Genomic DNA, 25,622 nt, shown 5'->3' on the forward strand with positions numbered 1-25,622 from the left:
GCGCGAATGAGAGATTTCAAGGGCATGAAGCGTCAGCGCGGACGCAATCGGAACAAGGCGGGCGCCTCAAACGCCAACAGCGCCAATCCGAATCGTTCGTGGGACTCGCAAGGCCCCGAGAACATCAAGGTCCGTGGCAACGCTCAGACCGTCTATGAGCGCTACCAGCAGCTGGCCCGTGACGCCTCGTCCGGCGGCGACCGGGTGCTTGCCGAAAACTATCAGCAGCACGCCGAACATTATTACCGCGTCCTGCGCGCGCTTCAGCCGCAGCGGTCCTTCTCGGACATCGCCGCGCGCGAACAGTCGAACCAGGGCTTCGACATCGATTTTGAGGACGAATCCGGCGCCCAGGCCGCCGCCTTCGTCGCCGCCCAGCAGGCCGCGGACCGTCAGGCCCTGGAAGCCGCCGAACGCGAGCAGAACCCTAACCGCGAGCGTAACGATCGCGACCAGAACCGTGACCGCGATTTCAACCGTGACCGTGACCAGAATCGCGACCGTGATCGCGATCAGGCCCAAACTCGTGATCGTGATCGTGATCGTGATCGTGATCGTGACCGCGACCAGAACCGCGACGCCCAGCCGCCTCGCGAACCCCGCGAACCCCGCGAGCCGCGTGAAGACGGCGAGGCCCGCGCCGACGGCGAGGGCGGCGGTCGCCGCGAGAGCCGTCGCGAACGCTGGGAGCGTCGCCGCGAGGAGCGCAATCGCCGCTTCGACAACCAGGAAAACCCCGGTTCGGACGAAGGGGCGGAGGTGCAAGCCGAGGCCGCGCCGGCCGCCGAGCCCACGTTCGAGGCGCCCGTCGAGTCGCCGACGGCGGATGAGCGGCCCGCCCGCCGGTCGCGCCGTCCGGCTGTCGCAGCCGTCGCCGATGACGAGGCTCCGACGGCTCTGCCGGGCTTCCTGACCCGGTCGTCCGTCCCTGCGGCCCCGGTGTCCGCCGACGTCGCCGAGGACGCGGAAACCGCGCCGCGTCGCCGCGCCCCGCGCCGCAAGGCCGAGGTCGCCGACAGCGAAGGCTGACCTGCCGCGCCCCCGGCCCTTCCTGGCCGGGCGGCGCACGAACGGCCTTGACGGCGGCGGTCCATACGGCGCCTAAAAGGGGCGACCTCGCCGACAGGCGGGGCCTCGACAAGCCTTAAGGGAAGCCTTGATGCGTCAAAGCTCACAGTCTCGCTCTTCGAGGTTCGCCGGACTTCGCGCCATCGCCACGACCGTCGTTCTGACGACGGCTCTTGCGGTCGCGGCCTGCGCTTCCGCACCACCGCCGCCTCCACCGCCCCCGCCCCCATCCGCGCCTGGCGGCGGTTCCGGCGCCGTCCTGATGGACTGGCGCGGCGTCATCACGGCCGCGGATCGCGACCGTTACCAGCGGCGCGACGCCGCCTGGACCCTGGCCTTGCAACAGGCCCGTCGCCAACGCGGTTCGGGCGATCTGGACAGTCTCGGCGCCCTGATCGATCCCGGCGCTGGTCGCGCTGATGTCGCCCCGCCCCCCGGAAACTATCGCTGCCGCACCGTCAAACTGGGCTCCCAGGGCGGCGAGGAGGGGCTCGGCTATGTCGTCTACGGCTGGTTCGCCTGCCGCATCGAACAGACCCCGCGCGGGCTGAAGTTCAGCAAATTGACCGGCTCGCAACGCCCCTCGGGCCTGCTCTTCCCCGAGAACGACCGCCACATGCTGTTGCTCGGCTCCATGGCCCTGGCCCAGGAACCGGCCGCCAACTCCTACGGTCGCAACCCCGAGCGCGATCTGGTCGCCGTGCTGGAACGGGTCGGCGACGCTCGCTGGCGACTGGTCCTGCCCTGGCCCCAGTACGAATCGAACCTGGATCTGATCGAGCTGGTCCCGGCCGCGAGTTGACGCCGACTTGACCGCGATCAGGGACATCGCCGTCGCCGGCGCGGGCCCTACAGGTCTGGCCGTCGCCTTGATGCTGGCGCGGCAGGGGCGCCGGGTCGTGGTTTTCGAGCGGTTCGACACGGCCCAGCCGGTCGGGGCCGGTTTCATGCTCCAACCTACAGGACTGGCGGTGCTCGACGCTCTGGGCCTGACGCCTGCAATTCAGGGCCTGGGCCAGCCGATTGATCATATCTTCGGCCGGGCGGCGCCCAGCGGACGGGTCGTTCTGGACGTCCGCTACTCAGACTTGAAACGTCCGCGCCAGGCTTTGGGCGTCCATCGCTCCGCCATCTTCCACGTCCTTCACCAGGCCTGTCTTGAGGCGGGCGTCCAGTTCGAGCTGGCGCGTGAGGCGACGGCGGCGTCTCTGGGCCGTTTGAGCTTCGCAGATGGAAGCACGTCTCCGGCCTTTGATCTGGTGGTGGATGCGACCGGGGCCCGCTCGCCCATCGCCGCAGTCCTGGCTCAGGCTCAGGGTTCAGCGCGCCGAGACCTGGCTTACGGCGCCCTTTGGACCACCACGCCCTGGCCCGTCGATCCCCATTTCGACGAGCGCGCCCTGCAACAGGTCTATCGCGGCGCTGCAAAAATGGTCGGCGTCCTGCCGGTCGGAGTTCGCCCGGGCTCGCCCGACCGCCTGGCGACATTCTTCTGGAGTTTGAAGGCCCAGGACCATGACGTCTGGGTCCGTCAGGGGCTCGAAGCCTGGAAGGCGGAGGTGCGCGCCCTCTGGCCCGAGACGGCCGCGCTCCTCGAGACCATCGGCCATACCGACGATCTGGTCTTGGCCCGTTACGGCCACCACACCCTGGCGCGGCCCGTTGCGGATCGGCTCGCCGTTGTCGGCGACGCAGCCCATTCGACCAGTCCCCAGCTGGGCCAAGGCGTCAATATGGGGCTGCTGGACGCTCACGCCCTTTGTTGGGCGCTACAGACCCACGCCGATCTCGATACGGCCCTGTCGGCCTATGCGCAGGATCGCCGCTGGCATCTGCGTCTCTACCAGGCGCTCAGCCTGGGGTTCACGCCCTTCTATCAGGCCGATGGGCGGCTTTTGCCGTGGATCCGCGACCATGTGTTGGGCAAGGCCGCGCGCCTGCCTTTTGCACCCCGCCTGCTGGCCGCCACGGTCTCAGGCCTGCTGCTGGATCCGCGAAGGACGGGCTGTGCCAAGTCATTGCGGCCAGCATAGTCTTCATCGTCCTGCCTCAGCGGTCGAGAGTCTCTGGCCGTAACCCAGACGCATGATGGTGCAGGCTTCCGCCGCCAGCGATAGGCGGCTCAATCATCCGGCGCCGGCCTAAACCGGCGACGGACAGCCTGTCTGGTCAGCCCTGGGCCGAGCGGAGACCGTTGGCCGAGGCCTGTTGCAGAGCCGGGCGTTTCTGACCGCCAGAGGCGATCACGCGGTCGATCCGGGCCTTTTCGGCGCGGAAGGCGGCGAGGTCGGCGCCCGAGAGTTCGGTGCCTTCCTGGGTCCGCACGCCGGCGGGATTGATCCGCTGGCCGTTGCGCCACAGCTCATAGTGCAGGTGCGGGCCAGTCGAGGCGCCGGTCGAGCCGACATAGGCGACGACCTGGCCCTGGCTGACCCGCTGGCCGGCGCGGATGCCCGAGCCGTAGCGCGACAGGTGGCCGTAGCCGCTCTCGAGGCCGTTGTTGTGGCGAATCCGTAGCCAGTTGCCGTAACCGCCCCAGCGGCGCGCCTCGACCACCACGCCGTCGGCGGGGGCCACGACCGGCGTGCCGGTTCCGGCGGCGAAGTCGATGCCCTGGTGCATTTTCTTGTAGCCGGAGATCGGGTGGGTGCGGAAACCAAAGCCCGAAGACACGCGGCGGAAATTCTGCAGCGGGGTGCGCATCATGGCCGAGCGCAGGTTCTTGCCCGAGGCGTCGAAGAACTGCGCCTCCTTGGCCCCGGCGGGTTTGAAGCGATAGAAGGTGACGCCCCGCAGTTCGGCGTACATCAGATCGCCCACATCCACGGTGCGACCGGCCTCGGTCACGTCGCGGTCGAACACCATGGTGAACTCGTCAGACGCGCGGATGTCGCGTTGCATATCGAACTTGGTCGCAAACAGGCGGCTGGCCGAACGGACGATGGAGGCTGTGGCGCCCAATTCGCGGGCGCTGGCGGACAGCGAGCGCTCGACTTCGCCCTTCAGGACGACGGTCTCGTGCGTGACCTTTTCTTCCAGCGAACGCAGGCGCAGGGCGCCGTCGAAGCTGCGCGATACAGTCAGCTGGCTGGCCGGGCCCGTGCGCATGGTCAGGCCGATCAGGCGGGCGTCGCCGCGGCCGTTGCGGGGTTTGGCGATGGCGGTTTCGAAACGGAGACCGGCGCGGAGGTCGGCGAGGTCGAAGGCGTTGGCGACGGTGGCGGCGACGGCGCTGGCTTCTTCCGGCGCGACGCCGGTGCGGCGCACGGCCTGCTCGAAGGTTTCGCCGCGACGAATCTGAACGGGGATGGCTTCCGGGGCGGTCATGCCGGCCGGAGCATTGGCGGCCGCGAAGGCCTGGGCTTCCATGGCGGCCATCTGGGCCGACGACAGTACGGGAACTTCTTCCGCCTGGGCGGGTTGGTAGACTCTGCCGGCTAGAAGGGCCACGGACACGGCCGCTGCGGCGGTGACAATATGCGGTGCGAGGCGCATCGGTTGGCGGCGTGGGTCGAACTGAGCCATCGGTCCCGTCGTGTTGCGACGCCCGAGGCGCCAAACGTCTTAGCCAAAGATCGCGCCGAATAGACCCCGAAGCGCGAAGTCACCGGCTATACCCTGCCTGTCTCAGTTTGGGAAGACAGACCGTTACAAACCGTTAAGAACCGGACGTGTTCGGAAAAAAGCCTCGTAGACTCATGCGATTGATCCGCAGCCTCGCCCTCTTGTCGCCCCGCTTGGCTGCAACCAAGCCGCGTCCGAGCGTGTTCCGTCACGCTTGAGGCTTGTATTCACATCGAGGGTGGCGATGGTGGTTCGGCGAACAGTTCTCAACCGATACGGCGTCCTCGTTTGACCGAAACCCCGGCCAGTTCCCCCGAGCGGTCCCGTCGCACGCGTCGCCGCGGCGGCGGGCTGCGTCGTCTGGGCCTGGCTTTGCTGGCCGTGGTCCTGATCCTCGCCCTGCTGGCGGCTGCCCTCTATCTGAACCGCCGGGCGGCGGCGCGCGAGGTCCTGGTCGGCTGGCTGGAGCGGCAGGGTATCCAGAGCGAGGTCGAGGTCGAGCGGATCGAGCTGGACGGCTTCGTCGGCCGCATCCGTATCGGCGATCCGAACAACCCGGATTTGATGGTCGAGCGGGTCGAGGTCGACTACGCCGTGGCCCTGCCCTGGTCGAAGACCGGCATGGGGGTGTCGCCCAGCCGGATCCGGCTGGTGCGGCCGGTGATGCGGGCCAGCTGGAAAAACGGGAAACTGTCGCTGGGGGCGCTGGATCCCTTGGTTGAGCAATTCACCGGCGGGCCGCCGAGGCCGGATTCGCGCGGGCCCCTGGTCATTGTCGAGGGCGGGCGCGGGCGGCTGGATACAGAATATGGGCCGGTCTCGATCCTGGCGGACGCCAGGGTGGACGACGGCAAGCTGATGCGGTTGAGCGCGCGGATGCCGGCGGCGACCCTGAAGAGTGGGGAGATCGAGGCCCAGGGGCTGGGCGCGACGGTCGACCTGACCACGACCGGCGATCGGATCGCCCTGCGGATCGAGGCCGGTGCGGATCGGTTCAATGGGGGCGGGGTCTCGGGCGAGGCGGTGCGGCTGAGCGTGGACGGCGATCTGCCCTATCCCGATATGAAGACCCGGCGCGGCGACGGCCGGGCGGTGATCGACGCCCGTCTGGTCGGCGGCGTGTTGGGTCTGGGCCAGACGCGGATGCGCGACGCCGAGGTCGCGGTTCGGTTCGACGGCGCGACGGCCGGGTGGATCGAGACCTTGCGGCTGGACGGCGCGACCGACCTGGGCGTGAAGGCGGCGGCGATCGAGGGCGCGGGGCTGAAGGCGGGGCGGGTCGAGGGATCGGCGACGGGCGGGCGGCTGACGGTGGCGCGCGATGAGGCGGTGCGCTGGAGCCTGGAGACGCCGCTGGTGCTGGCGGCGGAGTCCGGCGAGGCCGGTCTGGCGCGGACGCAGGGACTGTCTATTCAATCGAACGGGCTGTCGATGGGCGGCCGCGATGCAAGCTTTGAGGCCACAGGGCCGGTGCAGGCGAGCTTCGAACGGATCGGTTTCGGCGATCTGGAGCTGAAGCAGGCGCGGGGCGATCTGAGCCTGGACATCGTCAAGGACGATGCGGTGCGGATCGCGGCGGAAGGCGCGCTGCGGTCGGCGGGCGGGGCCTGGCCGCTGTTCGGGCCGGTCGGGTCGGACGACATCGCCGAACTGGCCGAGATGAAGACGGCGCTGGGGGATTTCGCCCTGGCCGCGCCCTCGGTCCGGTTCGTCACCGGGTCGGCCGGGACCGAGGTCCGGTTGGCGCGGCCCGTGACCCTGAGCCCGGCCAACGGCGGGGTGCTGACGGTCGCCGAAGCCGGAGAGGCCGCCTATCAGGCCGAGCCGGGACGGCTGGGCGGCGGGGCGCTGAACCTGACGGCGACGCGGGGACGGGGCCTGCCCGAGATGGCCGTGGCCGTGTCGAAGTGGCGGCTGACCGAGACCGGGTTCGAGGCCCTGCTGGACGGGCGGGCGCGGCTGGACTTCGACCTGGCGCGGGGGATCGACGCCCGGACGCGGGGCCTGCTGGTCCTGGCCGACGGGCGACTGACCTATACGACCCCCGAGTGCGTCGATCTGACGGTCGAGCGGCTGGAGCTGGACGAGAACGACGTCCATCAGGTGGCCGGCAAGCTGTGTCCTGAGACAGGGCCGCTGCTGAGGTCCAAGGACGGGATCTGGCGCGTGGCCGGGGGCTTCCAGGGCGTGTCGGCCCAGGCGCCCTTCCTGGGCATGCGGTTCGAACAGGCCTCGGGGCGGGTGGTGGTGGACGGGACCAAGGCCGGGGTCGGGCTGACGGCGACGGTGGCCGAGGCCCAGGTGGTCGATGCGACCACGCCCAAACGGTTCGAGACCCTGGCGGCCTCGGGCCAGGCGGCCCTGGCCAATGAAGGCTGGAGCGGCGGGTTCGACCTGAAGGGGACGGGCGAGGCGGCGGCGGCCACCCTGGGGCGATTGACCCTGGCCCATGACGGCCGGACCGGGGCAGGGGGGATCCATATCGCCGCGCCGGAGGTGCGCTTCGTCGAGGGCGGGCTGCAGCCGTCGATGCTGAGCCCGATGGTCGAGGCCTTCGTCCAGTCGCCGGTGACGGGGGCCATCGGCTTCGACGGCCGGTTCGACTGGACCAAGGAGGCCGAGCCGACGTCGAGCGGCCTGCTGAGCGTGCCGGGACTGGATTTCGTCAGCCCGGCCGGGCCGGTCAAGGGCGCGCGGGGCGAGATCCAGTTCACCAGCCTGAGCCCCGCCGTGGTCACGGCGCCGAACCAGAGGCTGACGATCGACAGCCTGGACGTCGGCGCGGACGCGACGGCCCTGGACCTGACCTTCGCCATCGACGGGGCCGGGATCAGCTTCGCCGGGGGATCGGTCCAGGCCGGGGGCGGGACCGTGTCGGTCGAGCCCTTCGTCATGCCGCTGGACCCGACCCAGGCCTATAGCGGCGTGGTGGTGCTGGACCGGGTTCAACTGGGCGATCTGGTGGCCGACAGCGGGTTCGCCGACAAGGTCCTGCTGGACGCCCTGGTCTCGGGTCGTCTGCCCTTCATCATGGACCCGAAAGAGGGGCTGAAGATCACGGCGGGAAGCCTGGGCGCGGTCCAGCCCGGGCGGCTGTCGATCAAGCGCGAGGTGCTGACCGACGTCGATGCGGGCGGTGGAGGCGAGGGCGTGCCGCCGAACATGGTCGAGGACCTGGCCTATCAGGCGATGGAGAACCTGGCCTTCGACATGTTGAGCGCCGACGTGAACAGCCTGGACGGGGGGCGGGTCTCGGTCCTGTTCCATATCCGCGGACGGCACGAACCGCCGCAGCGCCAGGAGCTGCGCCTGACCCTGGCCGAGCTGATCAGCCGGGAGTTTCTGAACCGCGAACTGCCCCTGCCGTCGGGCACCCAGATCGATCTGACCCTGGACACCACCCTGAACGCCAACCAGTTGTTCGCCGACATCATGGCGGTGAACCGGGCGCGCCAGGGCCGCCAGGATGACGAAACGCCGGCGCCCTTGTCGACGCCCTAAGTCAAACCATTCAGCGACGGTTCACCCGAGGCCGTGCTAATGGACCCCTCCAAACTGACCGACCCGGAGTTCTCGCCATGATCAACAAGCGCCAGTTGGCCGGCCTCGGCCTCGGAGCGGTCGTCGTCGCGGTCTCGGCCTGCGCCCCGACCATCCGTCTGGAGGTTGCGCCGATCCAGATCTACGCCAAATTGGACGCAGACGTCCGCGTCCGGCTGGATCAGGAGCTGCAGCAGCTGCTTCAGCAGAACCCGAACCTCTTCTGATCGCCTCGCTTCTTTTGAAAGGACAGGCCGATATGAGCCTTCGTAAATTCCTCGCTGTCGGCGCCCTGGCCGCCGCCGTCTCGTTCGGCGGCGCCGCCCTGGCCCAGACCGCCGCCCAGAAGACCCTGGTCGATCAGGCCAAGGCCGCCGGCACGGTCGGCGAACAGGCCGACGGCTATGTCGGCTTCCGCGTCAGCACCACCGACGCCGCCCTGTGCACCGCCGTGGACGCCATGAACGCCGGCCGCCGCGCCGCCTACGCCCGCAGCGCGGCCGACGCCGGCACCAGCGCCGATGTCGCCGGCTCCCGAATGTTCGAAAGCCAGCTGCTGCCGCGCATCCAGTCGGGCCAGTGGTACCGCAACGCCCAGGGGCAGTGGGTTCAGCGTTAAGCTCAGGGCTGCATGTCTGGCGGTTTGGCGCTCTGAAAACAGGGTGACAAACCGCCAAACCGCCATCCCGATGCATTCTTTTGTCAAAGACCGAAGGCTATCCTAGCCCCGATTTGAGAGGCGCGAGGTCGAAGGCCGGTTTTTGATGTCAGGCGGCTGAAATCGCCTGGGTTTCTTTCCAGAATTAGGCGCGCCGGCGCGAGATCAGGCCGCCGCGCGATGCGCCGTCAGGCCGGGCAGGAGCAGGCCCTCGGTCAGGGCGCGCACGACAGGGACCGCCACGGCGTCGCCCATCAGTTTCAGGGCCGCACTCTCGCTGGACGGCAGGCGATAGTCGTGGGGCACGCCCATCAGACGCGCCGCCTCGCGCCCGGTCAGGCGCCGGACGCGGGCTCGGCCGTCGTCGCAGACCACGACATATTGGCGCGACGACCCGCCCGCCGGGGTGCGCAGACAGCCCGCCAGACCGTCGAAGCGGATTTCCAGCCGCTGAACCTTGACGCCCTTCTCGGTGCGGACGCGGCGATAGGCGGCGCCGACCATGCGGCGGCCGGAGGCGACGGCGGCCTCGATCCGGGCGCGGTGAAGCGGCGCGGCCAGGGCCAGGACGGCGTCGCCGTCGTCCAGCCAGTCGACGGCCGTATCCGGCTCCAGCAGGGCGGCGAGATCCAGATTGCGCCGGGGCGGGACCGGCAGGCTCCACCAGGCCCAGGCGTCGCGCACCGCCTGGGGCAGGCGGGCGTGGGCGGCCATGAGGCGGGGGGAGTGGAAGGGCCCCGTGGGGGCGGAGGCTTGCGGCGCGCCGTCCAGGGCCGCGTCCCGCATGGCCACGACGAACAGGCGCGGGCGCGACTGGGGCAGCCAGTGGGCGGCGTCCATCTCCAGCGCGCCAACCCGATAGCCGGCCTGGACCATGGCGGCGCAGACGGCGGCGAAGTCTCGCCCATCCCCTGACGTCAGAAGCCCGATGACGTTTTCCAGCACGATGACGCGCGGCGCTCGATCCTGATCCGCCAGCCCCTGAATCAGTCGCCAGAAGCCCCAGAAGGCGCCGGAGCGTCCGGCCTCGAGCCCGCCGCGCGCGCCGGCCAGGCTGACGTCCTGACAGGGGGACGAGGCCCAGGCCAGGTCGGGGACGCCCGGCAGGTCGGCCGGGGTCAGGGACCAGACGTCGCCGAGGCGGAAGGGGATGTCGGGATGATTGGCGACAAAGGCCCGGCCCTTGGCGGGGTCCATGTCGTTGGCGAAGACGGTGTCGAGGCCCGACAGGCCTGTTCCAGATAGGCCGATCCCGGCCAAGCCGCCGCCGGCGAAGAATTCGAATACGGTCGGGCGAATCGACATGCGGACACCTTAACTCAGGCCGCGCCCTTGACCGAGGCCGTGCGCGCCCACACCTGCACGGCGAACGAGGGGAGCCCGTCCATGCGTCCGATCCGATCCGCCCTGCTGGCCGCGCCGATGCTGGTCCTGGCCCTGAGCCTGACTTTGGCCGGATGCTACGACCGCAACGAGAAGACGCCGGAATCGGCGCCGCCGCCGGAAACGGCCGCCACCCTGGCGGGCGTCGATCTGGGCCGGCCGGTCCGGGCGCTGGGGACCGAACCCTTCTGGGGTGTCGAGATCACGACCGACGCCATCGTCTACACCCGGATGGATCAACCGACGCAGCGGGCGCCCAACCACGGGGCGACGGTGCAGGGGACGGTGGCGACCTATGCCAGCTCGACCGATCTGAACCAGGCCTTGAACGTCGTGCTGATCGCCACCGAATGTTCGGACGGGATGAGCGACCGCACCTATCCCCTGACCGCACGGGTCGAGATCGGCGACGACACCCTGAGCGGTTGCGCCGATGCGGCCGCCGCGCTCAAGACCGCGCCGGCGCCCTGAAGCGGGGTCTGACTCTGGTTTGGAGCGTCACCACCAGTCGGCCTCGCGCAGGGTGCGGGCGTAGCGACGGCTGACGGGGACGCTCAGGCCGTTTTCCAGCGTCAGGGTGGCGCGGCCGTCGCCACGGTCGACGCCGCGCACGGCCGCCCGCGCCACCCACCAGCTGCGATGGGTGCGGGCGCCTTCCAGCCCTTCCAGCTCGTCGACCGCATCCGACAGGCGCATCAGGATCAGGTCCGAGCCCCGGTCGGTGTGCAGGCGCAGATAGTGATCCTCGGCCTGGACGGCGTGCAGGGTCGCGCCCCTGAGCTTCATCGGCAGCCGATCCAGGAAGCGGACCGGGGGCGGCGTGCTCGCTGCGGGAGAGGCGGGGGCGGCGTGGGTCTGGACCGGCTGGGCCCGGCCCAGGAAGACATTGACGGTGGTGACGGCCAGGGTGACGACCAGGACCGGGCCGAACAGCTGGGGCAGGGCCGCCAGAGGATAGAGTTTCTGGGCGAAGAACAGGCCGGTCGCGGCCCAGACGATGACGCTGAGGGGGCCGGTGATCGCGGCGGTCATCACCGCGACGGTCACCCAAGGCCGGTCGTCCACGTCGATGAACCGGGTCACGACCCGGCTGGACATATGGCCCCACAGCCCGCCCAGGATCATGACCAGAACCCAGTAGGCCAGGCGCTGGCCATAGGGGGCGTTGGCGCTGCCGAAGGCGCCGGTCGTGGCCAGGAAGACGCCGACCAGGGCGGCGACGACCAGGCCGCGCAGGAAGGTTCGGCGGCTGTCGGCGGCGGGAGACGTCATGGCGGCTTTCAAGGAAGGACGCCTGTTTGAAATCATGATTTCCGTCACGGCGGAAGGGGCGTCCGTTCGCGAAGCCGGGGTGGTCGTTGACGCAGAACGGGAGGCGCGACGGCGAGCCGGGCTTCAGAAGCGGGGAGACAGATCGCCGGAGGTTCCCCTTGTTTCGTCACGCCCGTCTCGCCCGTTTCGTCCCGTCCATCGTCGCCCTGGTTCTGCTGGGCGCCCCCATTGTCGCCTATCTGGCGGCGGACGGGGGGCGGGTCGCCGTGTTGGGATACAGTCTGCGGGCGCCGGACTTCAGCCTGCTGGCGGCGGCGCCGAGCGCGATCCAGATCCATGTGGCGGCGGCCCTGACGGCCCTGGCCATCGGCATCGTCCTGCTGGCGGGGATCAAGGGAACGCGGCTGCACCGGGCGCTGGGCTGGACCTGGGTGCTGGCCATGGGGACGACGGCGGTCAGCTCCTTCTTCATCCACACGATCAACCCCGACGGGCCGGCGGGCCTGTCCTTCATCCATCTGATCAGCGGCTGGACGGTGGTGAGCCTGCCGATGGCGGTCCATGCCGCGCGGCGTCACAAGGTGCAGGCGCACCGACGGGCGATGACGGGGATGTTCGTGGGCGGGCTGATCGTCGCCGGCGCGCTGACCTTCCTGCCCGGTCGGCTGATGTGGGCGATCTTCTTCGGCTAGCGGGGCGACAGGCCGACGACGACGACGACGGCGCGGAAGCCGGCGGCGGCGAAGCGGACCATATAGTCGCCGGCCGTCTCCAGGTCGCCGGACCGGGCCAGGCCGCCCGACAGCCGGTCCAGACGCCCGGTCTCGCCCAGGGTCAGGGTCAGGGCGCCCGACAGATTATGGTAGCCCCAGTAGAGATCGACCTCGCTGGCGTCCGGCAGGACCACGGCGATCAGCTCGATCAGCCGGCGGATGGCCGGGTCGAAATAGCGGGCCATGGTCTCGCCGCCGAAGGTGGGGTTGGCGTTGGTCTGGGCCACCAGGGCGGCATAGTGTTTCCAGCCCGGCCCGCCCTTCAGCGACCATTCGAACGGGGGGCGCAGGAAGGCCTCGAGCAGGCCCTCCAGGGTCATGTCGGCGCCGGCGGCCTCGGCGTAACGGTCGATGGCGGCGACGCGGTCGTCGTTCCAGACCTGGGCCCGGCGCAGGAAGACGGCGTCGAACAGGTCGCGCTTGGCCCCGAAATAATAATGGACCAGGGCGGTGTCCACGCCCGCCTCGCGCGCCACCTCGCGGATGGTGACGCCGTAGAAGCCGTGTTTGGAGAACAGGTCCTCGGCCGCGTCCAGGATCAGGTCGCGGGTCTCGCCGGCCGCCTTGGCCTGGGCCTTGGGCGGGCGGCCGCGCCGGGCGGGAACTTGGGCCGGAGAAGCCGCCGAAACCAGTTTGCGACGCGCGGCGACGGGGCGGTGGACGGGGGTCGAAGCGTCGAGCTTGCTCATGGGCGCGAGGCTAGGCCCGCGCCTGCGCCGGCGCAACGGCGAGCGGAGCCGCTACGCGTGATGAAGGGGAATGGTGAATATTTGACACACGACGGAAACAGGGTCAGGTTCAGGAAAATCATTGAACGCTGAATAAAAGCGTCAACGGGCTGGAAACGACAACCGAAGGGGTAGGATCATGAGACATCATGTGAAGTGCGCGCTGCTGGCCGGCGCGGCGTGGGGCGTGCTGGCGGGGGCTTCGACGGCCCAGGACGCCGAGGCGGCGGCCCAGGCGGCCAACGCCGGACAATCCAATATGGTCGATGACATCGTCGTCACCGCTCGGCGGCGCGACGAACAGCTGAAGGACGTGCCGGTCGCGGTTTCGGCCCTCAGCGCCGAACGTCTGGAACAGACCGGCGCGACCAATATCACGGCCCTGCAACAGCAGACGCCGAACGCCACGGTGCAGATCGCGCGCGGCTCGAACTCGACCCTGATCAGCTTCATCCGCGGCGTGGGCCAGCAGGATCCGCTGTGGGGCTTCGAGCCCGGCGTCGGCCTCTATATCGACGACGTCTATGTGGCCCGGCCGCAGGGCGCGGTGCTGGACATCTTCGATATCCAGCGCATCGAGGTGCTGCGCGGGCCGCAGGGGACGCTTTACGGGCGCAACACCATCGGCGGCGCGATCAAATATGTCACCAAACGCCTGAGCCATGATCCCAGCCTGACGGCGCGGGCCGAGGTCGGGTCGTACAACGAGCATAACTTCCTGGTTTCGGGCTCGGTCCCCATCGGTGATACCTTCGCCATCGGCGGCGCGGTCGCCACCTATCAGCACGACGGCTATGGCGAGAACCTGAACACCGGCCAGGACCAGTACGACAAGGACGTCACCGCCTATCGCGCCAGCGCCGAATGGACGCCGAACGACAGCCTGTTCTTCCGCCTGGCCTGGGATCGGGTCGAGGACGACTCCAGCCCCCGTCACGGGCACCGCGAAGTGAACTCGCTAACGGGCGGCTATACGCCTCCGGCCGGTGAATACGACACCAACGCCGGTATCACCGGCGAGCAGAAGGTCGTCACCGAGGGCGTGTCCCTGACCAGCGAATACCGGGTCAACGACAGGCTGACCCTGAAGTCGATCAGCGCCTATCGGTCGGGCGACACCAAGACGGTCATCGACTTCGACCAGACGCCGCAGCCCTTCTTGGACGTGCCGGCCCTCTATTCGGACGACCAGTTCACCCAGGAGCTGCAGGCCGTCTTCACCGGCGACCGGTGGTCGGGCGTGGCGGGCGTCTTCTATCTGGACGGCACGTCGTCCGGCGCCTTCGACACCATCGCGGGCAACCTGGGTCTGGCCATCGCGGCGGCGGGATCGGTGGACACCCAGTCCTTCTCGGCCTTCGCCGACTTCAGCTATGACATTTCCGACCGGCTGCACGTCTCGCTGGGCGGCCGCTATACCAAGGATGACAAGGACGCCTCGGTCCTGCGCCAGTTCTTCCTAGGCGCGACCCGCACCCCCTATACCGGCGGAACCGCCCGCCCGGTGTTCGCCACCCGCACCAACTATTCGGCGTCCGACACCTTCGAGAAATTCACGCCGCGCGCCAGTATTTCGTATGACTTCAGCGAGGAAATCACCGGCTACGCCTCGGTCAGCCAGGGCTTCAAGTCGGGCGGCTGGGACATGCGGGGCGACGCCGCCCTGGTGCCGCAGACGGTCAACGGCTATCAGCCCGAGACGGTCACCACCTATGAGCTGGGCCTGAAGGGGTCGGCCTTCGACCGGCGGATGAACTTCGCCTCGGCGGTCTTCTATTCCGACTACAAGGACCAGCAGATCACCACCCAGCAGGTGGCCACGGCCCCGGCCGTTGGCATCGCCTCGGTGGTCGACAACGCCGGCGCCTCGACCATCTACGGCTTCGAACTGGAAGGCTCGGCCTTCCTGACCGACGACATCACCGCCAACTTCTCGCTGGGCTATCTGAAGAACGAGTTCGACGAGTTCATCACCCTGGTGACGGGAACGCCGGTCGACATCTCCGATCAGCGCCAACCCCAGAACTCGCCGGAATGGTCGGCCTATTACGGCATGACCTGGCGCGGCGACATCATGGGCGGGGAAATCCGGGTGACGCCGTCGCTGTCCTATCGCTCGGACTATCATCTGTTCGACGCACCGGACCCCATCCTGGATCAGGACGGCTATGTCCTGGCCGACGCCAGCCTGGTCTGGATCGCGCCGAGCAAGCGGTGGGAGGTCGGCCTGTTCGGGCGCAATCTCACAGACGTTCGGTACAAGGTCGGGGGCTACAACTTCGCCGGGGCCTCCTTCAACAACTCGATCAGCGCCTTCTACGGCCCGCCGACCACCTATTCGGCGCGTCTGACCTACCGGTTCTGATCGCGATAGACGCCTGAGGCAGGGGCGGCGGTCTGAAGGCCGCCGCCCTTTGCTTTGCAGGGGGCGGACTTGCGGCTAGGCTCGCCCCAACAACAAGAAGACGCCGAGGGAAACGCCGATGACGACCGACACCCTGACGGACGGGCAGGCGCCCGCGCCGCACCGACCGGGCTACCGCTTCTATGTGCTGGCGGTGCTGATCCTGATCTACATGCTGAACTTCCTGGACCGGCAGATCATCGGCATCCTGGCAGCGCCGCTGAAGGAAGAATTCGGCATGTCCGACAGCCAGTTCGGTCTGTTGGGCGGCATCGCCTTCGCCTCGGTCTATTCGACCCTGGCGATTCCCCTGGCCTGGCTGGCGGATCGGTTCAGCCGGGTGTGGATCATGACGGGGGCCCTGGCGGTCTGGTCCGGCTTCACCGCCCTGTGCGGCATGGCCGGGTCGTTCGGACAGCTGTTCCTGTGCCGGATGGGCGTCGGCGTGGGCGAGGCGGGCGGGGTGGCGCCGGCCTATTCGCTGATCGCCGACTATTTCCCGCCGCATCAGCGGGCGCGGGCCCTGGCGGCCTTCGCCTTTGGGATTCCGCTGGGCATGGCGGCGGGGACATTGGTCGGGGGGCTGCTGGCGGCGACCTATGGCTGGCGGACGGCCTTCATCGTCGTGGGTCTGCTGGGGGTGCTGGTCGCGCCCCTGCTGCGGCTGACGGTCAAGGATCCCAAGCGCGGCGGGACCGATGCGATCAAGACCGAGGCCCAGGTCGCGGCCCTGGCGGCGGCGCCGGTCGGCACGGACCGGGCGGGCAAGATCGCGGCCCAGGTCATGCTGGGCCTGGGCGCCGGCCTGCTGATCCTGGCGGCGCTGAACTGGCTGATGGGCATGTCCCTGGGCAGTCCGCTGGTCCTGGCCTTCGGCGGCCTGCTGGCGGGCGTGATCGGGGTGTCGCTGATGGTGGCGCGGCGCACCGCCTCGGTGGTGATCAAGAAGCCCAGCTTCTGGCTGCTGGGCCTGGGGGCTGCTTCGTCTTCGGTGTGCGGCTATGGCGTCGCCGGCTGGCTGCCGCTGTTCTTCATGCGCAGCTTCGACCTGACCCTGCGCCAAACCAGCTGGTATTATTCGGGCATCGCCCTGATCGGCGGCATCCTCGGCATCTGGCTGGGCGGGATGATCGCCGACAAGCTGTCGAAAAAGGGCAAGGGCGCCTATCCCCTGACCCCGGCCATCGCCTTCCTGATCTCGGCGCCCTGTTTCATCCTTGCGATGAACTCGCCCTGGCTGATCGGCCTGGTCCTGCCGGGCGGGGGCAGCAACACCCAACAGCTGGTGTTGGCCTTCCTGATCTTCCTGTTGCCGACCGGCCTGAACCTGGCCTGGCTGGGGCCGATCACGGCGGCGGTCCAGCATCTGGTCCCGGCGGCGATGCGGTCCACGGCCTCGGCCCTGTTCCTGCTGCTGAACAATCTGCTCGGGATCGCGGTCGGCTTTTATTATTTCGGCTGGATGAGCGACCTCTTGGCGCCCCGGTTCGGGGAGGAGAGCCTGAGGTGGGCCATCTATACCGGCATGGGCTTCTATGTGCTGGCGGCGATCCTGCTGATCGGGGCCTCGCGGACGCTGAAGCGGGACTGGGTCGATTAGACAGTCAGTGGTTGGGGGCGAGTGGTTGGTGGCGAGTGGCGAGAAGATATCGGGAGCTGGGACTGATCTGACGTTAGCCGTTTTTGCAGTCGTCCTCCTCGCCACTCGTCACTCGCCACTCGTCACCCGTTCCTTCGCGGTTGCACCCTTGAAGGGACGGGGCCTATAAGCCCCGCAACTCTCCCAGCAGCGGTTGCGACGGTCCCTCATGAACATCCACGAATATCAGGCCAAGCAGGTCCTCAAAGGTTTCGGCGCCCCGGTCGCCGAAGGCGTCGCGGTGACGTCCGTCGATCAGGTCGAGGCCGCCGCCAAGTCCCTGCCCGGCCCGCTTTATGTCGTTAAGTCGCAGATCCACGCCGGCGGACGCGGCAAGGGCAAGTTCAAGGAACTGCCGGCCGACGCCAAGGGCGGCGTGCGCCTGGCCTTCTCGGTCGAAGAGGCCGTCGCCCACGCCAAGGAAATGATGGGCAACACCCTGGTCACCGCCCAGACGGGCGACGCCGGCAAACAGGTCAACCGCCTCTATATCGAGGACGGCGCCGACATCGATCGTGAACTGTATTGCTCGCTGCTGGTCGATCGCCAGTACGGCCGCATCGCCTTCGTCGTCTCGACCGAAGGCGGCATGGACATCGAAGCCGTCGCCCATGACACGCCCGAGAAGATCCAGAACATCGTCATCGACCCGAGCGCGGGCGTGACCGAAGCCGACGTCGCCGCCATCAGCGCCGCCTACGGCCTGACGGGCGCCGCCGCCGAAGACGGCAAGTCGCTGTTCCCGGCGCTGTACAAGGCCTTCGTCGAGAAGGACATGGACATGCTGGAGGTGAACCCCCTGATCGTCATGAAGGACGGCCATCTGCGCGTCCTGGACGCCAAGGTCAGCTTCGACGGCAACGCCCTGTTCCGCCACGACGACATCAAGGCCCTGCGCGACGAGACCGAGGAAGACGCCAAGGAAATCGAAGCCTCCAAGTGGGACCTCGCCTATGTCTCGCTGGACGGCAACATCGGTTGCATGGTCAACGGCGCCGGCCTGGCCATGGCGACGATGGACATCATCAAGCTGTACGGCAAGGAGCCGGCCAACTTCTGCGACGTCGGCGGCGGCGCCGGCAAGGAGAAGGTCGCTGCGGCCTTCAAGATCATCACCGCCGACCCGAACGTCCAGGGCATCCTGGTCAACATCTTCGGCGGCATCATGAAGTGCGACGTCATCGCCGAGGGCGTCGTCGCGGCCGTGAAGGAAGTCGGTCTGAAGGTGCCGCTGGTCGTGCGCCTGGAAGGCACCAACGCCGAACTGGGCAAGAAAATCCTGAACGAGTCCGGCCTGGCCATCACGGCGGCCGACGATCTGGACGACGCGGCCCAGAAGATCGTCAAGGCGGTCGGCTGATCACAACTGCGGCTCAACCATTCCTCCCTGATGCGTTCAGGGAGGAATGGTTGACACGGTTGCAACTCTGATGAACCATGGTCTCCATGGGTGGTCATCGGGTTATTCAGGGCTTAGCGGCCTCTCTGATATTTATGTGTGCGCCCTCAGCGCTTTGCGCCCAGTCTGTGGCCGCCCAGTCTGTGGCCGCCCAGTCTGTGGCCCCCCAATCTGAGGCGGCGCCTGAACCCACTGACATCATCGCGACCTTGAACGCCGTCTGTGTCGCGGCGAAGGGCGATCGCGCGCAGGCGGCGGTCCTGGCGGCGGAAGCCGGCTTTTCGCCCGTGCCGGAAAGCATGACGCCGCGACTGCGCAACGCCACGGAGCGCGCAGGCTTCATGCGCACCAACGCCACGGACATGAGCATCGTCATGACGGGCCGGATGACGCGGCAGGTTGGGCGCGAGACGGTTGTGCTGGATTTCTGCGGGGTCGCCGTCCGCCCCACCGATCATCGCGCGCTGGACCGGCGGCTGCACGACCTCATGAAGTTCGACGCCATTAGTGCAGTCGGTTTTGACGCCTATGCCTGGCTACAGACGCCTGAAGGTCGGGCGCCCAGCCTTAGGCTGACGGACGCCCAGTTCGTGGCCATGGCGCGAACCGGGCAGATGCGGCTTCTCGTGCTGGACCGGTCGGGATCCGGGTCCACGCTGATCTATATGTTGCCGAGGCTCGACTAATCCGGCTCCACGGCCTATGTGTTACACATAACCCGTGTAGAGCGCCGCGCGTGACCCGCAACCTGACCCTCGCCATCGACGACGACCTGCTCGACAAGGTGCGGGTGCTGGCGGCCATGAAGCGGACCAGCGTCAACGAGATGGTGCGCGGCTTCCTGACCCGGCTGGTCGAGCAGGAAAGCGAGCACGACGAGGCCACCGAGGCGCTGCTGAAACTGGCCCGCGAGAGCAAGGGCCGGATGGGCGACTGGCGTTTCAGCCGCGAAGAGACCTACAGCGGGGAACCTCGGTTTGATCGCGAGTACTGAGGTCTTCCTCGACACCAATGTCCTGCTCTACGCCGCCATGGGCTCGGTCGATGACCCGGCCAAGAATGAGCGCGCCATCGAGCTTCTGACCACCCGGTTCGGAACGTCCGGCCAGGTGCTGGCGGAATTCTACGTCAACGCCCAGCGCAAGGGCTCCGTCCCCCTGACCGCCGACGAGGCGAAGGAATGGGTTCTGCGTCTGTCCAAGAAGGCGTTCCAGCCGGTGGACTTCAACGTCATTCGCGCGGGCATCGACACCGCCCGCCGCTATCAGCTGTCCTATTGGGACGGGGCCATCATCGCCGCCGCCGAACGGCTCGGCGCGAAAGTCCTCTACTCCGAAGATCTCAATCACGGTCAGACCTACGGGTCGGTCCGGGTCGAAAATCCTTTCCTTTCCATCTAACCCCCAAGCCTAACAAGCGAAACGAGACCCCATGTCCATCCTCGTCAACAAAGACACCAAGATCATCGTCCAGGGCCTGACCGGCAAGACCGGCGGCTTCCACACCGAACAGGCCCTGGCCTATCACGGCACCCAGATGGTCGCCGGCGTGCACCCGACCAAGGGCGGCACCAACTGGACCGGTTCGCACGGCGAAAGCCTGCCGATCTACGCCTCGGTCGCCGAAGCCAAGGACGCCACGGGCGCCGACGCCTCGGTGATCTATGTCCCGCCGTCGGGCGCGGCCGCCGCCATCATCGAAGCCATCGACGCCGAAATCCCCTTCATCACCTGCATCACCGAGGGCATCCCGGTGCTGGACATGGTCAAGGTCAAGCGTCACCTGGAAGGCTCCAAGTCGCGCCTCCTGGGCCCGAACTGCCCCGGCGTCCTGACGCCGGACGAGTGCAAGATCGGCATCATGCCGGGCAATATCTTCAAGAAGGGCTCGGTCGGCATCGTGTCGCGTTCGGGCACCCTGACCTATGAGGCCGTGTTCCAGACCTCGAACGAAGGCCTGGGCCAGACCACGGCCGTCGGCATCGGCGGCGACCCGGTCAAGGGCACCGAGTTCATCGACATGCTGGAAATGTTCCTGGCCGATCCGGAAACCACCTCGATCATCATGATCGGTGAAATCGGCGGCGGCGCCGAAGAAGACGCCGCCCAGTTCCTGATCGACGAAGCCAAGAAGGGCCGCAAGAAGCCGATGGCCGGCTTCATCGCCGGACGCACCGCGCCCAAGGGCCGCACCATGGGCCACGCCGGCGCCGTCGTCTCGGGCGGCAAGGGCGATGCGGAATCAAAGATCGCGGCGATGGAAGCCGCCGGCATCCGCATGTCGGAATCGCCGGCCCGCCTGGGCAAGACCCTGGTGGAAGTGCTGAAGGGCTGATCCTTCGCGCTGCGCGCGGGCGCTACGCTCGCCGCGCGGCGGCTCGCTGCTTGAGCGCCTTCTCGGCATCAAAAATGCCGTGTGACGCATAGATGGACGCCCTCGGCTCAGGTCGGGGGCGTTTTTCTTTGCGCTGCGACCAATTTCTCACCGAATTGCCCCGTTTCGGTCATGACCCATAAGGAAAGCGGGCCTATATGACGGGCGCACCCCTCACGGAGATGTGTCCGTTGGGGGCTAGGGATTGCGAAAACGATGGCGGACGATGCCGGTCGGCTGAACCAGGTCTTTGCCGAGACCTCATTCCTCTACGGGTCCAATGCGGCCTATATCGAGGAGCTGCACGAGAAATGGGCCACCGATCCAGGTTCGGTCTCTGCGGAATGGAAAGCCTTCTTCGACCAGCTGCGCGACAACGCCGCCAGCGTTAAGGCCTCGGCTGAGGCCGGCGCCTGGGGACGTGGAACCGCCACTGAACCCAGCGAGGCGACTGCTGTGTTCGACGGCCGTTGGCCGGCGCCCAAACCCGATCCCAAGAAGCCCGGCGCAGCGCCTGCGCCCGCAGCGGCCCCGGCCAAGGCTGCGCCCGTCGAGGTTTCCGCCGACGCCATCCGCGCCGCCGCCCATGATTCCATCCGCGTCCTGATGCTGATCCGCAGCTATCGCGTGCGCGGCCACTTGCAGGCCAAGCTGGACCCGCTGGGTATCGAACAGCCGGTCGAAAACCCGGAACTGACGCCCGAATTCTACGGCTTCAGCGAAGCCGACATGGATCGCCCCATCTTCCTGGACGGGGTGCTGGGTCTTCAGACCGGCAGCATCCGCGAGGTCCTGGACCTGCTGAAGCGCACCTATTGCGGCACGGTCGGCATCCAGTACATGCATATCGCCGAGCCGGAGGAGAAGTCCTGGCTGCAACAGCGGTTCGAGGGCGCCGACAAGTTCGAGCAGAACGCCTTCACCAAGGAAGGCAAGCTGGCCATCCTGAACAAGCTGATCGAGGCCGAGGGCTTCGAACGCTTCCTGCACAAGCGTTTCCCCGGCACCAAGCGGTTCGGCCTGGACGGCGGCGAGGCCATGGTCCCGGCGCTGGAGCAGGTGATCAAGCGCGGCGGCAATCTGGGCGTCGATGAAGTCGTGCTGGGCATGGCCCACCGCGGCCGCCTGAACGTGCTCGCCGCCGTGATGGGCAAGCCCTACAAGGTCATCTTCCACGAGTTCCAGGGCGGTTCGGCCGTGCCGAGCGACATCGACGGCTCGGGCGACGTCAAATATCACATGGGCGCCAGCTCGAACCGCGAGTTCGACGGCAATCACGTCCACCTGTCGCTGACCGCCAACCCGTCGCACCTCGAGATCGTCAACCCGGTGGTGCTGGGCAAGGCGCGTGCGAAACAGGCGTTCGACATCCGTGACGCCAACGCCGGCAAGCCCGAGGCCGAATGGGCGCTGGACCGCTCCAAGGTCGTGCCCCTGCTGATCCACGGCGACGCCGCCTTCGCCGGCCAGGGCGTGGTGGCCGAGTGCTTCGCCCTGATGGGGCTGAAGGGCTACCGCACCGGCGGCACCCTGCATTTCGTCATCAACAACCAGATCGGCTTCACCACCAGCCCGCGGAACTCGCGCTCGTCGCCTTATCCGTCGGATGTCGCGCTGATGGTCCAGGCCCCGATCTTCCACGTGAACGGCGATGATCCCGAAGCGGTCGTCTTCGCCGCCAAGGTGGCCACCGAATACCGTCAGAAGTTCCACAAGGACGCGGTGGTGGACATGTTCTGCTATCGCCGGTTCGGCCACAACGAAGGCGACGATCCCACCTTCACTCAGCCGCTGATGTATTCGAAGATCCGCGCCCAGCCCTCGACCCGCGAACTGTATTCGCAGCGTCTGGTGGCCGAGGGGGTGATCAGCCAGGCCGAGATCGACGCCGAGATCGCCCGGTTCGACACCTTCCTCGACGAGCAGTTCGAGGCCGGCAAGACCTGGTCCGCCGAGAAGGCCGACTGGCTGGACGGCCAGTGGCAGGGCTTCCAAGCGCCCAAGGACGAACTGCGCGGCGACACCGCCGTGCCTCTGACCAAGCTGGCCGACCTGGGCCATCGCCTGACCACGGTTCCCAACAGCGTCGACATGCACAAGACGTTGAAGCGCGTCTATGACGGCCGCCGCGAAGCCATCACCTCGGGCGAAAACCTGGACTGGGCCACGGCCGAGAGCCTGGCCTTCGCCTCGCTGGTGGACGAAGGCTTCCCCGTCCGGCTGTCGGGCCAGGATTCGGTGCGCGGCACCTTCTCGCAGCGTCATTCGGGCATCATCGATCAGACGACCGAAGAGCGGTACATGCCGCTGAATAACCTGAGCGACGGCCAGGCCAATTTCGAGGTGATCGACTCGGCTCTGTCGGAAGAGGCGGTGCTGGGCTTCGAGTACGGCTATTCGCTGGCCGATCCCAACACCCTGGTGCTGTGGGAGGCGCAGTTCGGCGACTTCGTGAACGGCGCCCAGGTGGTGATCGACCAGTTCATCAGCTCGGGCGAACGCAAATGGCTGCGGATGAGCGGCCTGACCATGCTGCTGCCGCACGGCTATGAGGGCCAGGGGCCGGAACACTCGTCGGCCCGTCTGGAGCGCTTCCTGCAGCAGTGCGCCGAAGACAATATGCAGGTCGCCAACTGCACCACCCCGGCCAACTATTTCCACATCCTGCGTCGCCAGATGCACCGGCCGTTCCGCAAGCCGCTGATCTTGATGACGCCCAAGAGCCTGCTGCGTCACAAGAAGGCGGTCTCGTCGATGAAGGATCTGGCGGAGGGTTCGTCCTTCCACCGCGTCCTGCACGACGACGCCCAGACCCGCCCCGACGTCGCCGGGATCAAGATCAAGGCCGACAAGGCGATCCGCCGCGTCATCCTGTGCTCGGGCAAGGTCTATTACGACCTGCTGGACGCCCGCGAGAAGAAGGCCAAGGACGGCCAGGCGGTGGACGACGTCTATATCCTGCGCCTGGAACAGTTCTATCCCTGGCCGATCCAGTCCCTGCGCAAGGAACTGGCCCGCTTCCCGAAGGCCGAAGTGGTCTGGTGCCAGGAAGAGCCGAAGAACATGGGCGGCTGGACCTTCGTCGATCCGTGGCTGGAGCTGACGCTCGACAAGCTGAACGTCGCCTCCAAGCGCGCCCGCTATGTCGGCCGTCCGGGTTCCGCCTCCACGGCGGCCGGTCTGATGAGCCGGCACCTGAAGGAACTCGAGGCCTTCACCAACGAAGCCTTCGCCTGATACACCCTACACGATACTCCCAAAGAGACAGCTGGACCCGACATGGCCGACATCCTGACCCCCGCCCTCGGTGAATCCGTCACCGAGGCCACCATCGCGAAATGGACCAAGAAGGTCGGCGACGCGGTCAAGAAGGACGAACTGCTCGTCGAACTGGAAACCGACAAGGTGTCGCTGGAAGTCGTGGCGCCGGCCGACGGCGTCCTGGGCGCCATCAACGCCGCCGCGGGCGACACCGTGGTTCCCGGCACGGTCCTGGGTTCGGTGACCGAGGGCGGCGCTGCTGCTGCGCCCGCCGCCGCTGCTCCGGCCAAGGCCGCCAAGGCCGAAACCAAGGCTGCGCCCGCCGCCGCGTCGAGCATCGACATCACCGTGCCGGTGATGGGTGAAAGCGTCGCCGAAGGCTCGATGGGCAAGTGGCTCAAGAAAAACGGCGAGGCCGTCAAGAAGGACGAACTGCTGGTCGAGATCGAGACCGACAAGGTCGCGGTCGAGGTGTCGGCGCCGGCGGACGGCGTCCTGACCATCGCCGCCGACGAAGGCGCGACCGTCACCCCCGGCCAGAAGATCGGCTCGGTTTCGGGATCGGGCGCCGCTGCGGCTCCGGCCGCCGCTGCGCCGGCGCCGGCGGCCGCCCCGGCCAATACGGGTTCGGCCCAGGTCTCCAAGAACGAAACCCTGTCGCCCGCCGTCCAGCGCGTGGTCGCCGAGAACAATTTGGACCCCAAGGCCATCGCCGCCACCGGGCCCAAGGGCAATATCACCAAGGCTGACGCCATCGCCGCCATCGGCGCCGCAGCTGCTGCTCCGGCCCCCGCCGCCGCCGCTCCTTCGGCTCCGCGCGCCGTCGGTCCGCGCGAAGAGCGGGTGAAGATGACGCGCCTGCGTCAGACCATCGCCCGTCGCCTGAAGGAATCGCAGAACACGGCCGCCCAGCTGACCACCTTCAACGAGGTGGACATGACCAATGTCATGGCCCTGCGCGCCCAGTACAAGGATGTGTTCGAGAAGCGCCACGGCGTGAAGCTGGGCTTCATGTCCTTCTTCACCAAGGCGGTGGTCGCAGCCCTGCACGAGATCCCGGCGGTCAACGCCGAGATCGACGGCACGGACATCATCTACAAGAACCACTATGACATCGGCGTCGCCGTCGGCACCGAAAAGGGTCTGGTGGTGCCGGTGCTGCGTGACGCCGACACCCTGTCGCTCGCCGGTATTGAAAAGGGCATCGGCGCCCTGGGCAAGGCGGCCCGCGACGGCGCCCTGACCATGGACCAGATGCAGGGCGGCACCTTCACCATCACCAACGGCGGCACCTATGGGTCGCTGATGTCGACGCCGATCCTGAACGCGCCCCAGTCGGGCATCCTGGGCATGCACAACATCGTCCAGCGCCCGATGGCCATCAATGGCGAGGTCAAGATCCGGCCGATGATGTATCTGGCCCTCAGCTACGATCACCGGATCGTCGACGGCAAGGAAGCCGTGACCTTCCTGGTCCGCATCAAGGAACTGCTGGAAGACCCGCAGCGGGCCCTGCTGGACCTGTAAGACACCTGAAAAGGCGGCGATGATCTCGCCGCC

At 67.7% G+C, this 25,622-nt stretch carries 21 protein-coding genes; 17 read left to right on the forward strand and 4 right to left on the reverse strand.

Annotated features, from left to right (window positions below; all coding sequences use genetic code 11):
* Positions 1-6 precede the first annotated feature (6 nt).
* The 3 genes from OU998_RS03035 (at position 7) to OU998_RS03045 (ending at position 3,101) form a co-directional block, all read left to right on the forward strand.
* The gene (locus tag OU998_RS03035; protein WP_267515372.1) at positions 7-1,029 is read left to right on the forward strand and encodes a DUF4167 domain-containing protein; all 1,023 of its coding nucleotides are present in this window, start codon (positions 7-9) and stop codon (positions 1,027-1,029) included.
* Positions 1,030-1,159: 130 nt separating this feature from the next.
* Positions 1,160-1,870 (forward strand): DUF4893 domain-containing protein, encoded by a 711-nt coding sequence (locus tag OU998_RS03040; RefSeq protein ID WP_267515373.1) that lies wholly within the window; start codon positions 1,160-1,162, stop codon positions 1,868-1,870.
* A gap of 7 nt (positions 1,871-1,877) precedes the next feature.
* Positions 1,878-3,101: an FAD-dependent oxidoreductase gene (locus OU998_RS03045; RefSeq protein WP_267515374.1), complete on the forward strand. Its 1,224-nt coding sequence runs from the start codon at positions 1,878-1,880 to the stop codon at positions 3,099-3,101.
* 136 nt (positions 3,102-3,237) lie between these two features.
* Here OU998_RS03045 and OU998_RS03050 read toward each other — a convergent pair whose 3' ends face one another.
* Positions 3,238-4,593, reverse strand: coding sequence for a M23 family metallopeptidase (locus OU998_RS03050; RefSeq protein WP_267515375.1), 1,356 nt, complete (start codon positions 4,591-4,593; stop codon positions 3,238-3,240).
* 327 nt (positions 4,594-4,920) lie between these two features.
* Between OU998_RS03050 and OU998_RS03055 the strand changes: the two genes are divergently transcribed.
* From OU998_RS03055 to OU998_RS03065, 3 genes are all read left to right on the forward strand, one after another.
* Entirely contained in the window at positions 4,921-8,133 is a 3,213-nt protein-coding gene (locus OU998_RS03055) for an intermembrane phospholipid transport protein YdbH family protein (RefSeq protein WP_267515376.1), read from the forward strand.
* Between the two features lie 77 nt (positions 8,134-8,210).
* Positions 8,211-8,399, forward strand: a complete 189-nt coding sequence (locus tag OU998_RS03060; protein ID WP_267515377.1) for a YnbE family lipoprotein — start codon at positions 8,211-8,213, stop codon at positions 8,397-8,399.
* Between the two features lie 32 nt (positions 8,400-8,431).
* Positions 8,432-8,791: a DUF1318 domain-containing protein gene (locus OU998_RS03065; protein WP_267515378.1), complete on the forward strand. Its 360-nt coding sequence runs from the start codon at positions 8,432-8,434 to the stop codon at positions 8,789-8,791.
* A gap of 204 nt (positions 8,792-8,995) precedes the next feature.
* Here OU998_RS03065 and OU998_RS03070 read toward each other — a convergent pair whose 3' ends face one another.
* Positions 8,996-10,135, reverse strand: coding sequence for a DNA cytosine methyltransferase (locus OU998_RS03070; RefSeq protein WP_267515379.1), 1,140 nt, complete (start codon positions 10,133-10,135; stop codon positions 8,996-8,998).
* A gap of 81 nt (positions 10,136-10,216) precedes the next feature.
* On the opposite strand from OU998_RS03070, the gene OU998_RS03075 reads away from it, so the two are divergent.
* On the forward strand, positions 10,217-10,684 hold the full coding sequence (locus tag OU998_RS03075; RefSeq protein ID WP_267515380.1) for a COG3650 family protein: 468 nt from the start codon (positions 10,217-10,219) through the stop codon (positions 10,682-10,684).
* 27 nt (positions 10,685-10,711) lie between these two features.
* Here the strand turns inward: OU998_RS03075 and OU998_RS03080 are convergent, their stop codons facing one another.
* Positions 10,712-11,485, reverse strand: coding sequence for a LytTR family DNA-binding domain-containing protein (locus tag OU998_RS03080; RefSeq protein ID WP_267515381.1), 774 nt, complete (start codon positions 11,483-11,485; stop codon positions 10,712-10,714).
* A 158-nt stretch (positions 11,486-11,643) separates the two neighbouring features.
* Here OU998_RS03080 and OU998_RS03085 point away from each other — a divergent pair, with 158 nt between their 5' ends.
* Positions 11,644-12,177, forward strand: a complete 534-nt coding sequence (locus OU998_RS03085) for a DUF2306 domain-containing protein (protein WP_267515382.1) — start codon at positions 11,644-11,646, stop codon at positions 12,175-12,177.
* Here the strand turns inward: OU998_RS03085 and OU998_RS03090 are convergent.
* A complete protein-coding gene (locus OU998_RS03090; protein WP_267515383.1) occupies positions 12,174-12,947 on the reverse strand; it encodes a TetR/AcrR family transcriptional regulator in 774 nt (257 codons plus the stop codon). The genes OU998_RS03085 and OU998_RS03090 overlap by 4 nt on opposite strands.
* A 178-nt stretch (positions 12,948-13,125) precedes the next feature.
* Between OU998_RS03090 and OU998_RS03095 the strand changes: the two genes are divergently transcribed.
* The 9 genes from OU998_RS03095 to odhB all read left to right on the forward strand — a co-directional run bounded on the left by OU998_RS03095 (position 13,126) and on the right by odhB (position 25,589).
* Complete coding sequence (locus tag OU998_RS03095; protein ID WP_267515384.1) at positions 13,126-15,351, forward strand: TonB-dependent receptor; 2,226 nt, start codon at positions 13,126-13,128, stop codon at positions 15,349-15,351.
* A gap of 118 nt (positions 15,352-15,469) precedes the next feature.
* A complete protein-coding gene (locus OU998_RS03100) occupies positions 15,470-16,990 on the forward strand; it encodes a spinster family MFS transporter (RefSeq protein ID WP_267515385.1) in 1,521 nt (506 codons plus the stop codon).
* Positions 16,991-17,198: 208 nt separating this feature from the next.
* Positions 17,199-18,389, forward strand: a complete 1,191-nt coding sequence (gene sucC, locus OU998_RS03105; protein WP_267515386.1) for an ADP-forming succinate--CoA ligase subunit beta — start codon at positions 17,199-17,201, stop codon at positions 18,387-18,389.
* Between the two features lie 167 nt (positions 18,390-18,556).
* Complete coding sequence (locus OU998_RS03110) at positions 18,557-19,114, forward strand: hypothetical protein (protein WP_267515387.1); 558 nt, start codon at positions 18,557-18,559, stop codon at positions 19,112-19,114.
* A 50-nt stretch (positions 19,115-19,164) separates the two neighbouring features.
* A complete protein-coding gene (locus OU998_RS03115; RefSeq protein ID WP_267515388.1) occupies positions 19,165-19,422 on the forward strand; it encodes a DUF6364 family protein in 258 nt (85 codons plus the stop codon).
* Positions 19,406-19,828, forward strand: a complete 423-nt coding sequence (locus OU998_RS03120; RefSeq protein ID WP_267515389.1) for a PIN domain-containing protein — start codon at positions 19,406-19,408, stop codon at positions 19,826-19,828. Before OU998_RS03115 ends, OU998_RS03120 begins: the two co-directional genes overlap by 17 nt.
* Before the next feature lie 31 nt (positions 19,829-19,859).
* The gene (gene sucD / locus OU998_RS03125) at positions 19,860-20,762 is read left to right on the forward strand and encodes a succinate--CoA ligase subunit alpha (protein ID WP_267515390.1); all 903 of its coding nucleotides are present in this window, start codon (positions 19,860-19,862) and stop codon (positions 20,760-20,762) included.
* Between the two features lie 255 nt (positions 20,763-21,017).
* Positions 21,018-24,038, forward strand: a complete 3,021-nt coding sequence (locus tag OU998_RS03130; RefSeq protein ID WP_267515391.1) for a 2-oxoglutarate dehydrogenase E1 component — start codon at positions 21,018-21,020, stop codon at positions 24,036-24,038.
* Between the two features lie 42 nt (positions 24,039-24,080).
* Positions 24,081-25,589, forward strand: a complete 1,509-nt coding sequence (gene odhB / locus OU998_RS03135) for a 2-oxoglutarate dehydrogenase complex dihydrolipoyllysine-residue succinyltransferase (RefSeq protein WP_267515392.1) — start codon at positions 24,081-24,083, stop codon at positions 25,587-25,589.
* Positions 25,590-25,622: the final 33 nt, after the last annotated feature.

This window comes from Brevundimonas sp. SL130, from assembly GCF_026625805.1.
Lineage (GTDB): Bacteria > Pseudomonadota > Alphaproteobacteria > Caulobacterales > Caulobacteraceae > Brevundimonas.

Bases quoted from the DNA above. Each gene is read 5' to 3' on its own strand.
- OU998_RS03065 (WP_267515378.1), top strand. From the start codon at position 8,432: ATGAGCCTTCGTAAATTCCTCGCTGTCGGCGCCCTGGCCGCCGCCGTC.
- OU998_RS03130 (WP_267515391.1), top strand. From the start codon at position 21,018: ATGGCGGACGATGCCGGTCGGCTGAACCAGGTCTTTGCCGAGACCTCA.
- OU998_RS03075 (WP_267515380.1), top strand. From the start codon at position 10,217: ATGCGTCCGATCCGATCCGCCCTGCTGGCCGCGCCGATGCTGGTCCTG.
- OU998_RS03035 (WP_267515372.1), top strand. From the start codon at position 7: ATGAGAGATTTCAAGGGCATGAAGCGTCAGCGCGGACGCAATCGGAAC.
- OU998_RS03040 (WP_267515373.1), top strand. From the start codon at position 1,160: ATGCGTCAAAGCTCACAGTCTCGCTCTTCGAGGTTCGCCGGACTTCGC.
- sucC (WP_267515386.1), top strand. From the start codon at position 17,199: ATGAACATCCACGAATATCAGGCCAAGCAGGTCCTCAAAGGTTTCGGC.
- OU998_RS03050 (WP_267515375.1), bottom strand. From the start codon at position 4,593: ATGGCTCAGTTCGACCCACGCCGCCAACCGATGCGCCTCGCACCGCAT.
- odhB (WP_267515392.1), top strand. From the start codon at position 24,081: ATGGCCGACATCCTGACCCCCGCCCTCGGTGAATCCGTCACCGAGGCC.
- OU998_RS03070 (WP_267515379.1), bottom strand. From the start codon at position 10,135: ATGTCGATTCGCCCGACCGTATTCGAATTCTTCGCCGGCGGCGGCTTG.
- sucD (WP_267515390.1), top strand. From the start codon at position 19,860: ATGTCCATCCTCGTCAACAAAGACACCAAGATCATCGTCCAGGGCCTG.
- OU998_RS03060 (WP_267515377.1), top strand. From the start codon at position 8,211: ATGATCAACAAGCGCCAGTTGGCCGGCCTCGGCCTCGGAGCGGTCGTC.
- OU998_RS03100 (WP_267515385.1), top strand. From the start codon at position 15,470: ATGACGACCGACACCCTGACGGACGGGCAGGCGCCCGCGCCGCACCGA.
- OU998_RS03090 (WP_267515383.1), bottom strand. From the start codon at position 12,947: ATGAGCAAGCTCGACGCTTCGACCCCCGTCCACCGCCCCGTCGCCGCG.
- OU998_RS03095 (WP_267515384.1), top strand. From the start codon at position 13,126: ATGAGACATCATGTGAAGTGCGCGCTGCTGGCCGGCGCGGCGTGGGGC.
- OU998_RS03080 (WP_267515381.1), bottom strand. From the start codon at position 11,485: ATGACGTCTCCCGCCGCCGACAGCCGCCGAACCTTCCTGCGCGGCCTG.